Below are 15,999 nucleotides of genomic sequence, written 5' to 3'. Positions count from 1 at the left end.
GACTACACCGCCGCTGCGGGCCAGTACTGCTTCCGCAGCTCGCCTTTGACGAGCTTACCGGTGGGTGTGCGTGGCAATTCAGAGACGAAGTCGACCGAACGCGGCGCCTTGTAGGCGGCGATGGATTCCTTGGTGAAAGCGATCAGCTCATCGGCGAGCTCGTCGGACGGTAGTCGGCCGTCGGCGAGCTGGACGCACGCCTTGGCGACCTCGCCGAGGTCGGGGTCGGGCACTCCGATCACCGCGACGTCGAACACGGCCGGGTGGTTGATGAGAACATTCTCTGCCTCCTGCGGGTAGATGTTGACCCCGCCGGAGATGATCATGAACGCCTTGCGGTCGGTCAGATACAGGTAGCCGTCGGCATCGACATACCCGACATCGCCTGTGGTGGACCAGTTCTCGTGCTCGGGGTGCTGAGATTTCCGTGTCTTCTCCGGATCGTTGTGGTACTGGAACGGCACCTCGTCGCGTTCGAAGTAGACCTGCCCGACCTCTCCGGTGGGCACTTCCTTGCCGTCCTCATCGCAGATGTGGATGACGCCGAGCAGCGGCTTGCCGACCGAGCCGGGATGGTCGAGCGCTTCCTGCGGTCCGATGAAGGTTGCGCCTGCCGCCTCGGTCGATGCGTAGTACTCGTGGATCACCGGACCCCACCACTCGATCATCGCCTGCTTCACCTCAACCGGGCACGGCGCTGCCGCGTGAACGGCCAGCTTCAAGCTGCCGACGTCGTACTTGGCGCGGATGTCGGCCGGAAGTTTCAGCATTCGGATGAACATGGTCGGGACCCACTGGCTGTGTGTCGCGTGGTACTTCTCGATCGCGGCCAGTGCGTCTTGCGGATCGAAGCGGTCGAGGAACACCACGGTTCCGCCGACCGAATTCGTCACGCCGCAATACCGCAGCGGTGCAGCGTGATACAGCGGCGCCGGGGACAAGTAGACCGCCGTCGGGTCGAAGCCGTACATCGGCGCGAAGATCGCGGTGTAGGCGTCGGGGATTTCATCGACCTGCCCCTGCGGCATCGGCGTCTTGATGCCCTTGGGCCGTCCGGTGGTTCCCGAGGAGTAGAGCATGTCGGTACCGCGTGGTTGATCGGTGCGTGACGCGTCGGACGCAGCAGCGAGCGCAGTCTCGTAGGAGTCGAAGCCCGGGATCTCGCCGCCCCAGGAGAGTCGATGCCCGGGCCGCTTCAGCGCATCGATCTCTGCGGAGTCGGCGACGGCGTCGGACACCGACGCGCCGGCGAACAGCACCTGAGCGTTGCAGTCGGCGAGGATGTAGTTGGTCTCCGCGGCGGTCAGGTGGTGGTTGATTGCCGTCACGTACAGTCCGCTGCGCAGCGCGGCCCAGTACACCTCGAACATGTGCAGGTCGTTCGCCGACACCATCGCGATGCAGTCGCCCGGCCGGAGTCCCAGTGACTCAAGGTGATTCGCCAGGCGCGTGGAGTTCTGGTCGAGCTCGGCGTACGTGAGCTGTTCTCCGGTGGCGGCGCGGATCACGGCGGGCTTGTCCGGGGTGGACTTGGCGAAGACTCCAGGAAACACGGCAGTCTCTCCTCTGCAGGTCAGGAATGCATGTGATGGCAGCCGAGCGAGCGCTCGGACGTGCTCGGCATCACAGTACCTGACGCGCCGCCAACGTCAGTGTCGGGCGAGGAAACGATCCATCGTGCGCTCGGCGAGTGCGGTGATCGTGAGGGACGGGTTGACGAGCCCGACGGCGCCGGGGCAGAACGAACCGTCGACCACATAGAGGTCGTCGTAGCCCTTGACCCCGCCGTCGGCTGTGGCCGCTTGCCCGATGACGACGCCACCCAGCCCGTGGAAGGTACTACCGGAACCGAATCCGAAACTGCGCGAGTACAGCGGAATGCCGTTCTGCGGGAAGCCGTATCGGGTTTCGGTGCGTTCGTGGAAGTGCTGGGCGAACGCGGCCCCGCGCCGATCGAGGACGCTCGTTCCCTCGGGATACGGATAGTTGAGCTGGGTGCCCCTGGTGGCGTGGTCGTAGTCGATGGTGCCGCGTTCGTCGGTGTGTACCTGAATGAGATGTGTGGTTGCGGTGCCACCGAGGGGAGACGGGAAAGGACTCGCCTGGTAGACGATCGCTGCGGGGCCGCCGGGCAGGCGGTCCTCCCGAAGCCGGCTGTAGCCGGGTCCGCCCTGGATCGGACCGTACTGCTCGCGCAGTGCGGTCCGCACGATGAGGAAGTCGCCGTTGCCGCCGAACCCGTCACCGATCCTCGGCGACAGTCGGGGCAGGGTTCCGTGCGCGCGGGCGCGGACCAGCAACGACGTCGTGTGATACGAGCCGGCCGCGAGGAACAGGTAGTCGGCCTCGGCGGTGACGATCCGGAGCGTGCGGTGCTTGTCGTCGATCACCCGGGCCCGCACGACGAATCCCCGTCGGCGGCTGCGTGGTCGGATCTCGAAGACCTCGTGCATCGGCTTGATGGTGACGTTGCCCGTGGCCTCGGCGGCCGGCAGGTAGTTGTGGTCGACCGAGTTCTTGGCCCCGCTGTTCACGCCGTAGGAGAGGTCGCCGATGCTGACGCCTGGCCGGACGCGCCCGGAGAGTTCCTTGCGGACGAGGTCCCAGTTGATGGAGTAGTCGATGAAGCTCGGCCGGACTCCGTAACGTGCGACCGTCCGCAACCACGATCGGGCGCCGACGTAGTTGGGGTGGGCGAGGATGTCCGGTGGCAGCGGTGTCGCGTTGAGCATGCGCCGAGCGCGCGGATAGTAGGTCCGCGCGAGACCGTCGTAGTCGGTGCCGCCGGGGAACAGCATCTCGAAATCGGGTTTGTCGGGCTGAGCCGAAAAGGCGCCGAACACAAGAGATCCGCCGCCCACGCCCGCGCCGTAGACGGACTCGATGCCGTTGCCCTTGATCGCATCCAGGACGCCCGGGTAACGCTCGACCGGGACCTGCAACGAGCTGGAGATGCCTGCGGTGTCGGAGAACCAGGCGGCTCGGCGGTCGGGCCGATCGAAAGTGGCAAAGGTGTTGCCGTCTGGACGAATCGGCCAGCGTCGTCCGCGTTCGAATACCGTTGTCCGAAAGCCTGCCTGTCCAAGGCGAAGTGCCGCGACGGCACCGCCGAATCCGCTGCCGATGACGATCGCGGTGCCGCGTTCGGCGGCGGCCGTGGCGCCGGCTCCGCGTCCGATAGCTGCCGTGGCGGCGGTGATTGCGCCCGCAGCGGCAGCTCCTTTGAGCAGCGAGCGCCGTGTGAGCAGGAAGTGTTCAGGCCGATCGGGTGCGTCCACGACAGCTAACTTAGGGTACCCTACCTGAAGGTTTGCTGAGAACGCTCAGGTACGCGCCGCCGCCTGGTCGTAGGTCGCCGAACGCGGTGCGCGCACCGACTCCTCGACCAGGTCGAGAACCGCGTGCAGATCATCGGTGGGACGTCCCGACGCGAGCCGGGTGATGAGTCCGTCGAGGACGAGGTCGAGGTAGTCCAGCAGCACGTCGGTGGGGACGTCCTCGCGCAGCCGCCCGGCTTCGCGACCGCGTTCGAGTCGGTCGAGGGTCGCCTTTTCCAGGTCGAGGGAGTGCGCAGTCCACGCATCCCGGAAGGCTGCGTCGGTCCGGAGTTTGCGGGCGATCTCCAGGCGGGTACCCAGCCAGTCGAAATCCTGTGGGCGGGCGAGCATGTCACGCATGACCTGCACGAGTCCCTGTTCGGCTGCGACGTCGGCCATCCGCTCGGCGTCCTCGCGCGCCAGGGCGAGAAAGAGCGCCTCTTTGTCCCGGAAGTGATGGAAGATCGCGCCGCGTGACATCCCGGTCGACTCTTCGATGCGCTTCACTGTCGCACCGTCGTAGCCGTACTCGGCGAAGCAGTGCCGCGCGCCGTCGAGAATCTCCCGACGACGCGCGGCCAGACGATCATCGCTGACCTTGGGCACCGACTTCTCCCCGGATCGTCGATCGCCTGATCGCCGACATCATGATCAGCTCTTGATCATGTTGCGCAGCACGTACTGCAGGATGCCTCCGTTGCGGTAGTAATCGGCCTCGCCGGGGGTGTCGATGCGAACCTTGGCGTCGAACTCGATGACCGAGCCGTCCTCCTTGGTCGCGGTGACGTGCACGGTCTTCGGCGTCTTACCGTCGTTGAGTTCCTCGATGCCGCTGATGTCGAACACCTCGGTGCCGTCGAGACCCAGCGACGAGTAGGACTCGCCGTCCGGGAACTGCAGCGGGATCACACCCATGCCGATCAGGTTCGAGCGGTGGATGCGCTCGAAGGACTCGACGATGACGGCCTTCACGCCGAGCAGCATCGTGCCCTTGGCCGCCCAGTCACGCGACGAGCCCGATCCGTACTCCTTGCCACCGAGCACGACCAGCGGTGTGCCGGCCTCCTTGTAGTTCTGGCAGGCGTCGTAGATGAACGACTGCGGGCCGCCCTCCTGGGTGAAGTCGCGGGTGTAGCCGCCGGTCACACCGTCGAGCAGACGGTTCTGCAGACGGATGTTGGCGAAGGTGCCGCGGATCATCACCTCGTGGTTGCCACGCCGCGAACCCAGCGAGTTGTAGTCCTTGCGGGCCACACCCTTGGAATCGAGGTACTGCGCCGCCGGGGTGCCCGGCTTGATCGGACCGGCGGGGGAGATGTGGTCGGTGGTGACCGAATCGCCCAGCACCGCCATCACGCGCGCGCCTTTGATGTCGGACACCGGCGAGGGCTCCAGATCCATGTCGTCGAAGTACGGCGCCTTCGCGACGTAGGTCGAGTCGTCGTCCCAGTCGAAGGTCTTGCCCTCCGGCGTCGGCAGGCTCTGCCAGCGCTCGTCTCCGGCGAAGACGTCCTTGTAGGAGTCGGCGAACATCTCCTGGTTGATAGAACCGGCGATGACCTCCTCGATCTCCTTCGCCGTCGGCCAGATGTCCTTGAGGAAGACGTCGTTGCCCTCGGTGTCCTTGCCCAGCGGGTCGGTCTCGAAGTCGAAGTCCATCGTTCCCGCGATGGCGTACGCGATGACCAGCGGCGGCGAGGCGAGATAGTTCATCTTGACGTCGGGGGAGATGCGACCCTCGAAGTTGCGGTTGCCCGACAGCACCGCGGTGGCGGTGAGGTCGTTGTCGTTGATGGCCTTGGAGATGGCCTCGGGCAGCGGTCCGGTGTTACCGATGCAGGTGGTACAGCCGTAGCCACCGAGGAAGAAGCCCAGCTTCTCCAGGTAGGGCCACACGCCGGCCTTCTCGTAGTAGTCGTTGACCACCTGCGAGCCCGGCGCCATGTTGGTCTTCACCCACGGCTTGCTCGACAGGCCCTTCTCGACGGCCTTCTTGGCCAGCAGGGCCGCGCCCAGCATGACCGACGGGTTGGAGGTGTTGGTGCAGGAGGTGATGCCTGCGACCACCACGGCGCCGTGGTCGAGGATGAACTCGCCGCGTTCTTCGTCGAGCACCTTGATCGGCTTCGTCGGACGGCCCTCTGCGCCGTTGGCGGCCGAATGCACCACCACGGCGTCCTCCTCGGCGAAGGACAGCGTGGCCGGATCCGATGCCGGGAAGGACTCCTCCACGGCCTCGTCGACGTTGGTGTGCTGCGGGGTGTTGCCCTCTTCCACGTAGTTGTGGATGTCCTTGCGGAACGCGGTCTTGGCGTCGGACAGTTCGATGCGGTCCTGCGGACGCTTCGGTCCGGCGATCGACGGAACAACCGAACCGAGGTCGAGTTCGAGGTATTCGGAGAAGACCGGCTCGCGCTCGGGGTCGTGCCACATGCCCTGTTCCTTGGCGTAGGCCTCGACGAGCGCGAGTTGCTCGTCGGGACGGCCGGTGAGGCGCAGGTAGTTGACGGTCTCCTCGTCGATCGGGAACATCGCTGCGGTGGAACCGAATTCGGGGCTCATGTTGCCCAGCGTGGCGCGGTTGGCAAGGGGGACCTCGGCCACACCTTCGCCGTAGAACTCGACGATCTTGCCGACGACGCCGTGCTTGCGCAGCATCTCGGTGACGGTGAGGACCACGTCGGTGGCGGTCACGCCGGGGCTGATCTGTCCGGTCAGCTTGAAGCCGACCACGCGCGGGATGAGCATCGAGATCGGCTGGCCGAGCATCGCGGCCTCGGCCTCGATACCGCCGACGCCCCAGCCCAGGACGCCGAGGCCGTTCTCCATCGTGGTGTGCGAGTCGGTGCCGACGCAGGTGTCGGGGTAGGCCTGGCCGTTACGCACCATGATCGAGCGCGCCAAGTGCTCGATGTTCACCTGGTGCACGATGCCGGTGCCCGGGGGGACGACCTTGAAGTCGTCGAAGGCGGTCTGGCCCCAACGCAGGAATTGGTAGCGCTCGCCGTTGCGCTCGTACTCGAGTTCGACGTTGCGCTCGAAGGCGTCGGCGCGGCCGAAGACGTCGAGGATGACCGAGTGGTCGATGACCAGTTCGGCCGGGGCCAGCGGGTTGACCTTGGTCGGGTCGCCACCGAGGCGGCCGACGGCCTCACGCATGGTGGCCAGGTCGACCACGCAGGGGACACCGGTGAAGTCCTGCATGATCACACGCGCCGGCGTGAACTGGATCTCGATGTCCGGCTCAGCCGTGGGATCCCAGTTGGCGATTGCCTCGATGTGTTCGGTGGTGATGTTCGCGCCGTCTTCGGTGCGCAACAGGTTCTCGGCGAGGACCTTCAATGAATAGGGGAGTTTTTCGGTTCCCTTGACGGCATTGAGCCGGAAGATCTCGTAACTCTGGTCGCCGACCTCGAGGGTCCCGCGGGCGTCGAACGAATTGATACTCACGTCTGATCCACTCTCCTCTGGTGCCGACGGGCTGCGCCGGCGGTGCTCGAACTGTGCGGGTGGTTCAGGGATGAGCCACCCGCTCGATCTCGTCGGCGAACGCCGCCCGTTCGTCGACACTGACCATCACCGACGGGCTGCGCCGGTGTCACTCGTCCCCGGGACGCGTCGGCATTCCGTCGAGACGAGTGGCCGCGGAGGGCACCGCGGCGATACATCCATGTTAACAGTACGAGCGTACTGCTAACAAGTTGTTGCGACACGACACGCCCCATCGACACGCCCGCCCCGAGTACTTCGAGCGGAATGCGCCAGCCCACTTCATTCTGTCGTACGGTGCTTGACTAGGTTTGGCGAGGAGAGAAGTGTCCGCGTGAATTTAATGGCGGCGAAACGTTGACGTGAGGAACCCCCGATGAGTCCCGATCCGCAGGTGCCCGGTTCGCCGGGAACCGAGGCCGGAAGCAACGATGCGCCGACGATCCCAGGACTCACCGGCGTCGACATGGGTCAACTGGCCACCGACATCCGCGACGACCACGTGGCCGCGCCCGACAATCCCGATCAGGTGGCTGCTCTGCGCAAGGTCGTGGCCGATGCGAAGGCCAACGGCCACGACATCAGTCTCGTCGTGGTGAAGACGCAGCAGCCCACCTACACGATCTACCGCGACATCGCGACCACGCTGCAACCGGAGGTCGGCGGCACGGTGATCGTCCTCGGTCCCAACTCCGTCGGCAGTACCTCGCCCGAGTTCAGTCGGTTTGTCCAAGAACAGGCCACCAACAACCTCGATCTTCGCCAGCCCGCAGCCGCTGCCGGGCAGATGGTCGACCAGATGACTGCCCCGACCCTGGATTGGACGATCATCACGTTGGTGCTGATCGTCGTGGTCGGCGTCGGTGCGGTTCTCGGCAGGCTGAAGACCCTTCGTCGGCGGCGCAACGACGACGTGGTTTCGAACGCATTGGAGTCCGAGACCTTGGGAACTGCCGACGGTCGCTGACCACAGTTCAGGTTTCTGTTGTGGTGGCCGAGATGGACGCTGCGCCCCTACCGCATGCGTCCGACGCGTAACGCGTGCACCTGTCCGACCGTCGCTGAGTGTTGCGAAGTTGAGACCTTCCGGTCGGGTGGCCCTTTTGGCCAGTTCACGGCATTTTCGCAGGTAATCACGTGAATGTAATTCACGATTGCGCTTTTCCGATGTGTCTGATGTGACGTACGGTTCTGATGTCACATGTGATGCAGAAGTCGCTTTCAGGGTCTCATGTGCTGCATGGTGCAGTAGATGACCACCGTGGCGGGGGATGGTTCGCATCCGGCAACGAACGAGTGCGGGATGGCTCATCCCGAACAGATCGGCAAGGAGTTCTCAGTGACGCGAGGTACAACCGGTGCGGGCCACCGGGCGTCGTGGCCGGCGCGCCTGGGGGCACTGATGGCCGCAGGTCTGCTAGGGGTCGTCGGCGTCGGTGGCGCGATGGGGGCGCCCGGTGCGAGCCGCCCGGCATCTCCGGTGTCGGGACTCATCAATCAGCTCGCGCAGGTGAACCAGAACATTGCCGACCTCGACGACGCGCTCGCCGTGCGGCAAGAGTTCGTGAATCGGTCGCTCGTCGACTACCAGAACTCGGTGGCCGCTCAGCGGCTGGCCACAGTCGCCGCGCAAGGCGCCCAGCGTGCGCTGCGCGACTCGGGCCGCGCAGTGGTCGCCGCTCAGCGCGAGTTCGACCACTTTGTCCGGCAGGCCTATCGTCAGGGCGGCGAACAGGGCTCGATGGCCAACTACGCGTCATCGCCCGACCCGCAGTCGATACTCGACCGGATGACGTTGCTCGATCAGATCAGCGAGCAGCATCAGGGCACCATCCGCCGCCTTCAGGTGGCCCGCAATCAGCAGGCGAACCGCGTCGCGGCCGCCGAGGCGACGAAACGTCAGGCGGCCTTCGCGGCAACGAGCGCCGCACAGCGCCGGACCGACGCGCTCGGTGCGTTCAACCAGGCACGCAGCGCTCTCAGCACCGAACGTCAGCGTCGAACCACCTTGATCCAGCAGCGCGACAACACCCAGGCCCGCCTCGACCGGTTGCGGGGAGTGCAGCCGCGCAAGGTGGCCGCCGGCCCGTCGGCCGCCGAATTGCTGTCCAACCTGTTCCCGCCCATGCCGGGCCGGCCGGCAGGCCCGAGCGCCACACCGGCAGCGGGAGACAACCAGGCCCTGGCCGTCGCGGCGGAAGCAGCCGCCAGGCTGGCGCTCGACCTCGGGCAGAAGGCACTCGCGGCCATCGTCGGCCAACAGCAACTCCCGCAATCCCAGTTGCTCAACGAACTCGGTATCGGCGGCTCGGACATGACGGGCAGCAGCGGGAACTCGCTGATCGCGCGCCTCGGATCGGGCAGTCTGGGATCGCTGTTCGGCAGTTCGTCGGGCAACGGCCAGGTCCGCCCGGGCCTGCGCGGTCCGCAGGCCGTCGAACTCGTGGTGAATCGCGCGCTCTCGCAGCTCAACGTCCCCTACGCGTGGGGCGGCGGCAACGCGAACGGCCCGACCCAGGGCATTCGTGACGGCGGTGTCGCCGACAGCTTCGGCGACTACAACAAGACCGGGTTCGACTGCTCGGGCCTGATGATCTACGCGTTCGCGGGCGTCGGCATCGAGCTACCGCACTACACCGGCTATCAGTACACGTCCGGTCCGCAGGTGCCGCTGTCACAGATACGACGCGGCGACATGATCTTCTACGGCCCCAACGCCAGCCAGCACGTCGCGCTCTACCTCGGCGACAACAAGATGGTGGAGGCCCCGCAGTCCGGTGACGTGGTCAAGGTGTCGCCGCTGCGGACCGACGGTGCGATGCCCAACGTCGTGCGGCTCCTCTGAGTCGGACTCTGTGCGTTGGACATCCTCTGGGTCGGACGTCTCCCGGCGCACGGTTGATCGACGATCAATCGATCGACCATCGGACGGCGCGCCCACCCTTCTTGGCCCGTTTTCAGTTGACGCGGCTAGGCTGGCATGCACACGTGTGACGTGAGTCGATTCCCGATGAACGGGGCGGCTGGTGTCACGGACATCGGGCAGCATGCCCGCGGGTGGGGGTACCCGTCGGACGACGGTCCCACCGGCACGGACCAGACCGGTACGGACAGGAGCACGGGTTGACCTCATCGCACCCCCAAGGCGAGACCTCGCTGGACAAGAGCGGTTCAGCATCCGCTGCCGGCGAGACGGTGCTGACCGACGCCGACGTCAAATTGCTCGAACGAGCGATCTACGAGGTAAAGCGCGTCATCGTCGGACAGGATCAGCTCGTCGAGCGCATTCTGGTCGGATTGCTCGCGCGCGGCCACATCCTCCTCGAGGGCGTCCCCGGCGTCGCCAAGACGCTGGCGGTGGAGACCTTTGCCACCGTGGTCGGCGGCTCGTTCTCCCGCGTCCAGTTCACTCCCGACCTCGTGCCCACCGACCTGATCGGCACCCGGATCTACCGGCAGGGACGCGAGGAGTTCGACACCGAACTCGGACCCGTGGTCGCGAACTTCCTGCTCGCCGACGAGATCAACCGCGCTCCCGCCAAGGTGCAGTCGGCGCTCCTCGAGGTGATGGCCGAGCGGCACGTGTCGATCGGTGGCACCACGTACCCGATGCCCGACCCGTTCCTGGTGATGGCCACCCAGAACCCGATCGAGAACGAAGGCGTCTATCCGCTACCGGAAGCGCAGCGCGACCGCTTCCTGTTCAAGATCCTGGTCGACTATCCGTCGGTCGAGGAAGAACGCGAGATCGTCTACCGGATGGGCAACGTGCCGCCCACTGCGTCGCAGGTGCTCGATCCGGCCGCCATGCTGCGGCTGCAGAAGACCGCCGCGAACGTGTTCGTCCACCACGCCCTCGTCGACTACGTGGTGCGGGTGATCAACGCGACCCGACGGCCGGCCGAACTCGGACTCACCGACGTCGCGGCCTGGCTCTCCTACGGTGCGTCCCCGCGTGCGACGCTGGGCATCGTCGCGGCCGCCCGTGCGCTGGCACTCGTCCGCGGGCGCGATTACGTCGTGCCCCAGGACATCGTCGAGATCATGCCCGACGTGCTGCGGCACCGCTTGGTGCTCAGCTACGACGCGCTCGCGGACGAGATCGACGCCGATCAGGTCATCAACCGGGTGCTGCAGACCGTCGGACTGCCGCAGGTCGGTGCGCAGCAGGTGCCCGCGGCGTCGTATCCGGCCGGAGCGCCCACAGTCGGTGCGGGTGCGCAGGTACCCGCAGGCAACGGATACCCGGCGCCGGCCCCGCAGGGTGCTCCCGGCCCGGTCAATCCCGCACAGGTGAACCAGACGACAGCGCGGTATGGCGGCTAACAAGGATCTGCCCAACCTCGGTGCTGGACTGCTCGAGGAACCCCAACTGACGGCTGCGTTGCGCACGCTCGAACTGACGGTGCGCCGCAAGCTCGACGGTGTGCTGCAGGGCGAGCACCTCGGCCTGATCCCCGGTCCGGGCTCCGAACCGGGTGAGGCACGCGAGTATCAGCCCGGCGACGACATCCGCCGGATGGAATGGTCGGTGACCGCGCGGACCACTCAACCGCACGTCCGGCAGATGATCGCCGACCGTGAGCTGGAGACCTGGCTGGTGGTCGACGCATCGGCGAGTCTGGATTTCGGCACGACGAACTGCACCAAACGCGACCTTGCCGTCGCAGCGGCCGCCGCGATCGTCCACCTGACCACCGAGGGCGGCAACCGGCACGGCGCGCTGGTTGTCACCGGTGACGACATCGTCAGGATCCCGGCGCGCAGCGGTCGCGCGCACGCACAGACGCTGCTGAAGGCGATCGCCACCACTCGACGCAGCGCGCCGGGTGTGCGCGGCGACCTCAAGGGCGGGATCGAGGCGCTTCGGCGCCCACAGCGTCGTCGGGGGCTCGCCGTGGTGATCAGTGACTTCCTGGGTCCGATCGACTGGGAGCGGTCACTGCGCGCGATCGCGGCTCACCACGAGTTGTTGGCCGTCGAGGTGCTCGACCAACGCGATCTCGAACTGCCCGCCGTCGGCGAGGTGACCCTGGCCGACGCCGAGTCCGGCGAGATCCGCGAGGTGACGATCAACGACAAGCTGCGCGCCGACTTCGCCGCGGCCGCCCGGGCCCATCAACAGAAGGTGCATCGGACGATCCGTAGTTGCGGCGGGCCGGTGCTGACGTTGCGCACCGACCGCGACTGGATGACCGACACCATCAAGTTCGTCGCTCAGCGCCGGCGCGGTCTGGCTGCGGGGGTGGGATGAGCAGGATCTTCTCGAGCCCGTGGTGGCTCTTGTTGCTGCTGGCTGTCGTCGTCCTCGCGGTCACCTACTTCTACGTTCAGCGGTTGCGTCGCAAACGGGCGTTCACCTTCGCCAACCTCGAAGTGCTCGACCAGGTTTCACCGCCGCAGCACAACCGGCTGCGGCATGTTCCGATCGCCCTGCTGCTGGTTGCGCTGATCCTGCTGACCGTTGCGATGGCGGGTCCGCAGGCCGATCGGCAGGTACCGCGCAACAAGGCCACCGTGGTGCTCGTCATGGACGTGTCGCGCTCGATGAACGCCACCGACGTCGCGCCGTCGCGTATCCGGGCGGCCCAGGAGGCCGCCAAGAAGTTCGCCGACGATCTGACCGAGGGCATCAATCTCGGTCTCATCTCCTTCGCCGGGACCCCCTCGACCTTGGTGTCGCCGACGCCCGACCACACCGCGACCAAGAAGGCGGTCGACAAACTGGTGTTGGCCGACAAGACCGCGACCGGCGAAGGCATCTTCGCCGCGCTCGACCAGATCCGCACACTCAATGCGGTACTCGGCGGTCCGGAGGCGGCGCCACCGGCCCACATCGTCTTGTTGTCCGACGGCAAGCAGACCGTGCCCGACGAGCCCACCGACCCGCGCGGCGCATTCACGGCGGCCCGAAAGGCGAAGGAAGAGGGGGTGCCAGTTTCCACGATCTCGTTCGGAACCTCGTACGGCACCGTGGAACTCGACGGTGACCGGGTGCCCGTGCCGGTCGACGACCCCTCGCTCAAGCAGATCGCGAACCTGAGTGGTGGCAACTTCTTCACCGCGCAGTCGCTCGACGAGCTGAACCGGGTCTACGAGAAGCTCCAGAGCGAGATCGGCTACGAGACACGACGCGGCGACAATTACCGTCCATGGCTCATCGCCGGTACGTTGTTCGCGCTGGCGTCTGCGTTCGCGGCCCTCGCCATCAACCGGCGTCTGCCCTGACCGTCGGGCGCATACCCGCAGCGAGGACTCGAACCCGACCCCGATAGGTTGACATCTATGACAGCAAGCAACGAAGCTCAGTCCGATCAGCGGCCGTCGCGGTCGGTCTTGGTGACCGGAGGCAATCGCGGGATCGGGCTCGCGGTCGCCCGTCGCCTCGCTGCCGACGGGCACAAGGTCGCGGTCACCCACCGCGGATCCGGCGCACCCGAAGGACTGTTCGGCGTGCAGTGCGACGTCACCGACTCCGAGTCGCTCGACCGTGCCTTCAAGGAGGTGGAAGCCCATCAGGGTCCGGTGGAGGTGCTGGTCGCCAACGCCGGCATCACCGACAACATGCTGTTGATGCGGTTGTCCGAGGAGTCGTTCGAGAAGGTCATCGACGCCAACCTCACCGGCGCCTTCCGTTGCGCGAAGCGCGCCACCAAGGGCATGCAGCGCGCGAAGTGGGGGCGCATGATCTTCCTCGGGTCGGTGGTCGCGATGTCGGGCATCCCCGGGCAGGTCAACTACGCGGCGTCCAAGGCGGGTCTGATCGGAATGGCGCGGTCGATCGCGCGTGAGATCGGGTCCCGCAACATCACCGCCAACGTCGTGGCACCGGGCTTCATCGACACCGACATGACCGCCGCCATGGAAGACCGCTATATCGAGATGGCCAAGCAGGCTATTCCGCTGGGCCGCACCGGAAAGCCGGAAGACGTGGCCGCCGCGGTGAGTTTCCTGGCCTCCGACGACGGTGGCTACATCACCGGCGCCGTGATCCCGGTCGACGGCGGCATGGGCATGGGCAACTGAGCGGACCCCAGCCAAGACCTCCAGCAAATCTCGCAGTACGACACCCCCAACCTGATCAGGAGCACTGCAGTGACCGGAATCCTGGACGGCAAGACCGTCCTCATCACGGGCATCATCACCGACGCGTCGATCGCCTTCCATGCCGCCGCCATGGCGCAGGAGCAGGGCGCCAAGGTCATCATCACCGGCATCCCCGAGCGACTGCGCCTCATCGACCGCATCGCCAAGCGACTCCCGCAGGAGGTGCCGCCGGCGATCGGACTCGACGTCACCGACCCCGAGGGTCTGTCGACTCTGGCCGATCGGGTCCGCGAACACGCCCCTGAGGGTGTCGATGGGGTGCTGCATTCCATCGCTTTCGCGCCGAAGACCCTGTTGGGGCCGGACATGGTGCCATTTCTCGAGGGGCCGGGGCCCGACGCAGCGAAGGCGTTCGAGGTGTCGGCGTGGAGCTATGCCTCACTGGCACAGGCAATGCTGCCGGTGATGAATGAGGGCGGGTCGATCGTCGGGATGGACTTCGATCCGCGCCGTGCGATGCCGTACTACAACTGGATGAGCGTCGCGAAGGCTGCTCTGGAGTCGGTCAATCGCTACGTGGCGCGGGAAGTGGGCGAGGCCAAGAACATTCGCTCGAACCTCGTCGCGGCCGGCCCGATCAAGACGCTGGCGGCCAAGGCGATTGCCGGCACCGCCACCGATGATGCCAAGCAGCTGAACATGCTCAACACCTACTGGGACGGGGCTTCGCCGATCGGTTGGGACATCGACGACCCGACTGTCGTGGCCAAGTCGATCTGCGCGTTGCTGTCGGATTGGCTGCCGGGCACCACGGGGTCGATCGTCTACGTCGACGGCGGTGCAAGCCACAACCTTTGGTTCCCAGAGGGTTTCGCCGACCAGGTGTGAACAACGTGACGAACGGACGAGGCGCAGAAGGGGTCGGCGCAGACACGCTCGATGCAGACGAGCGAGTCACCGCCGGGTTCGACTCCGTGCTGTTCCTGTCCTTCGGTGGCCCCGACGGTCCGGACGACGTGATGCCGTTCCTGGAGAACGTGACTCGGGGTCGGGGAGTACCACGGGATCGGCTCGAGGCGGTGGCGAAGCACTACCAGCATTTCGGCGGTGTTTCGCCGATCAATCGGCTCAATCTCGACATGATCGACGCATTGCGCGCGGGTCTCGCCGCACGTGGTCGAGATCTGCCGGTCTGGTTCGGCAATCGCAACTGGAACCCCATGGCCGAAGACACGCTAGCCGACATGTATCGCGCGGGTCATCGACGAGTCCTCGTGTTCCCGACCTCGGCGTGGGGTGGGTATTCGGGATGCCGGCAGTATCACGAGGACATCGATCGCGCGCTGCGGTCGCTGGCACGACTCGAACCGACCAGTACCGCAAGCGATTCCGGCGTCGTCCTACGAAAGCTGCCGCAATATTGGGCGGAGCCGGCCTTCCTCGACGCCGGTGCTGACGCTGTCCGACGTGCGGCGGCGTCGTTACCTGACGCGACGACCCGTCCGCGACTGGTGTTCACCGCGCATTCGGTGCCGATGTCCGCCGACCGATCGTCGGGACCCCCCGACGACTCTGGCTTGTACTCGCGACAGGTGCTGGCCTCGGCGACCGCCGTCGCCGAGCGGCTCGGCTACGACGAATTCGATCAGGTGTGGCAATCACGGTCGGGCCCACCGCAGGTTCCGTGGCTGGAACCCGACATTTGCGACCACCTGGAAGATCTTGCCGCACAAGGTGTCACGCAGGTCATTGTGTATCCGATCGGCTTCATCTCCGATCATCTCGAAGTTATCTGGGACCTCGACAACGAGGCTGCGGAGTTGGCGGCCGAGTTGGGCATGGGCTACGCCCGTGCCGACACGGTGGGCACCGACCCCCGCTTCGTCGACATGATCATCGACATGGTCGACCGATACGCCGACGGTGGTGGCGACACCGACGCCTTCGGCTGCGGCGACAACGGAAGCCTGTGCCGTCCCGAATGCTGCGCGCCACCCGCTCGACCGGCGAGAAGCGGCCGTCCCACCGCTCCCTGATCTGAAGAGTTGGTGACCAGGTCGGTGACCTGGGCAAATGTACTGGCAGCCCGCCCGCAAAATCTAGGGGAAGAACTTCTTCCCCGGGGTTCATAGTCGTCCGCGAGAAT

Annotated in this window: 12 protein-coding genes; 8 read left to right on the top strand and 4 right to left on the bottom strand. The window is 66.1% G+C overall.

Features of this window, described 5'->3' with window-relative positions; translation table 11 throughout:
* Positions 1 to 2 precede the first annotated feature (2 nt).
* The 4 genes from MKW15_RS12595 to acnA all read right to left on the bottom strand — a co-directional run bounded on the left by MKW15_RS12595 (position 3) and on the right by acnA (position 6,761).
* On the bottom strand, positions 3 to 1,553 hold the full coding sequence (locus MKW15_RS12595; RefSeq protein WP_240858042.1) for an acyl-CoA synthetase: 1,551 nt from the start codon (positions 1,551 to 1,553) through the stop codon (positions 3 to 5).
* Between the two features lie 96 nt (positions 1,554 to 1,649).
* Complete coding sequence (locus tag MKW15_RS12590) at positions 1,650 to 3,278, bottom strand: GMC oxidoreductase (RefSeq protein WP_240858038.1); 1,629 nt, start codon at positions 3,276 to 3,278, stop codon at positions 1,650 to 1,652.
* Positions 3,279 to 3,323: 45 nt separating this feature from the next.
* Positions 3,324 to 3,923, bottom strand: coding sequence for a TetR/AcrR family transcriptional regulator (locus MKW15_RS12585; RefSeq protein ID WP_240858036.1), 600 nt, complete (start codon positions 3,921 to 3,923; stop codon positions 3,324 to 3,326).
* Positions 3,924 to 3,968: 45 nt separating this feature from the next.
* A complete protein-coding gene (gene acnA, locus MKW15_RS12580; RefSeq protein ID WP_240858642.1) occupies positions 3,969 to 6,761 on the bottom strand; it encodes an aconitate hydratase AcnA in 2,793 nt (930 codons plus the stop codon).
* 421 nt (positions 6,762 to 7,182) lie between these two features.
* Here acnA and MKW15_RS12575 point away from each other — a divergent pair, with 421 nt between their 5' ends.
* The 8 genes from MKW15_RS12575 (at position 7,183) to MKW15_RS12540 (ending at position 15,889) form a co-directional block, all read left to right on the top strand.
* The gene (locus MKW15_RS12575) at positions 7,183 to 7,773 is read left to right on the top strand and encodes an Rv1476 family membrane protein (RefSeq protein ID WP_240858034.1); all 591 of its coding nucleotides are present in this window, start codon (positions 7,183 to 7,185) and stop codon (positions 7,771 to 7,773) included.
* A gap of 372 nt (positions 7,774 to 8,145) precedes the next feature.
* Entirely contained in the window at positions 8,146 to 9,651 is a 1,506-nt protein-coding gene (locus MKW15_RS12570) for an NlpC/P60 family protein (protein WP_240858032.1), read from the top strand.
* Between the two features lie 278 nt (positions 9,652 to 9,929).
* The gene (locus MKW15_RS12565) at positions 9,930 to 11,132 is read left to right on the top strand and encodes an AAA family ATPase (RefSeq protein ID WP_240858023.1); all 1,203 of its coding nucleotides are present in this window, start codon (positions 9,930 to 9,932) and stop codon (positions 11,130 to 11,132) included.
* Positions 11,122 to 12,060 carry a DUF58 domain-containing protein gene (locus MKW15_RS12560; RefSeq protein ID WP_240858021.1) on the top strand — a complete coding sequence of 313 codons (939 nt, stop codon included), beginning with the start codon at positions 11,122 to 11,124 and terminating at the stop codon, positions 12,058 to 12,060. The genes MKW15_RS12565 and MKW15_RS12560 overlap by 11 nt, the downstream gene beginning before the upstream one ends.
* 5 nt (positions 12,061 to 12,065) lie before the next feature.
* Positions 12,066 to 13,034 (top strand): VWA domain-containing protein, encoded by a 969-nt coding sequence (locus MKW15_RS12555; RefSeq protein ID WP_240858637.1) that lies wholly within the window; start codon positions 12,066 to 12,068, stop codon positions 13,032 to 13,034.
* Between the two features lie 57 nt (positions 13,035 to 13,091).
* A complete protein-coding gene (gene fabG1 / locus MKW15_RS12550; RefSeq protein WP_240858019.1) occupies positions 13,092 to 13,832 on the top strand; it encodes a 3-oxoacyl-ACP reductase FabG1 in 741 nt (246 codons plus the stop codon).
* Positions 13,833 to 13,901: 69 nt separating this feature from the next.
* Positions 13,902 to 14,741, top strand: a complete 840-nt coding sequence (inhA, locus tag MKW15_RS12545) for an NADH-dependent enoyl-ACP reductase InhA (RefSeq protein WP_240858014.1) — start codon at positions 13,902 to 13,904, stop codon at positions 14,739 to 14,741.
* Between the two features lie 86 nt (positions 14,742 to 14,827).
* Entirely contained in the window at positions 14,828 to 15,889 is a 1,062-nt protein-coding gene (locus MKW15_RS12540; RefSeq protein ID WP_240858635.1) for a ferrochelatase, read from the top strand.
* Positions 15,890 to 15,999 lie beyond the last annotated feature (110 nt).

It is taken from the genome of Gordonia gummivorans (genome assembly GCF_022513585.1).
GTDB lineage: Bacteria > Actinomycetota > Actinomycetes > Mycobacteriales > Mycobacteriaceae > Gordonia.
The sequence above is the reverse complement of the archived record's forward strand: the minus strand, read 5'-3'. Positions and strand labels throughout refer to the sequence as shown.

Coding starts and splice junctions, on each gene's coding strand:
- MKW15_RS12575 (WP_240858034.1), top strand. CDS start 7,183: ATGAGTCCCGATCCGCAGGTGCCCGGTTCGCCGGGAACCGAGGCCGGA.
- MKW15_RS12560 (WP_240858021.1), top strand. CDS start 11,122: ATGGCGGCTAACAAGGATCTGCCCAACCTCGGTGCTGGACTGCTCGAG.
- fabG1 (WP_240858019.1), top strand. CDS start 13,092: ATGACAGCAAGCAACGAAGCTCAGTCCGATCAGCGGCCGTCGCGGTCG.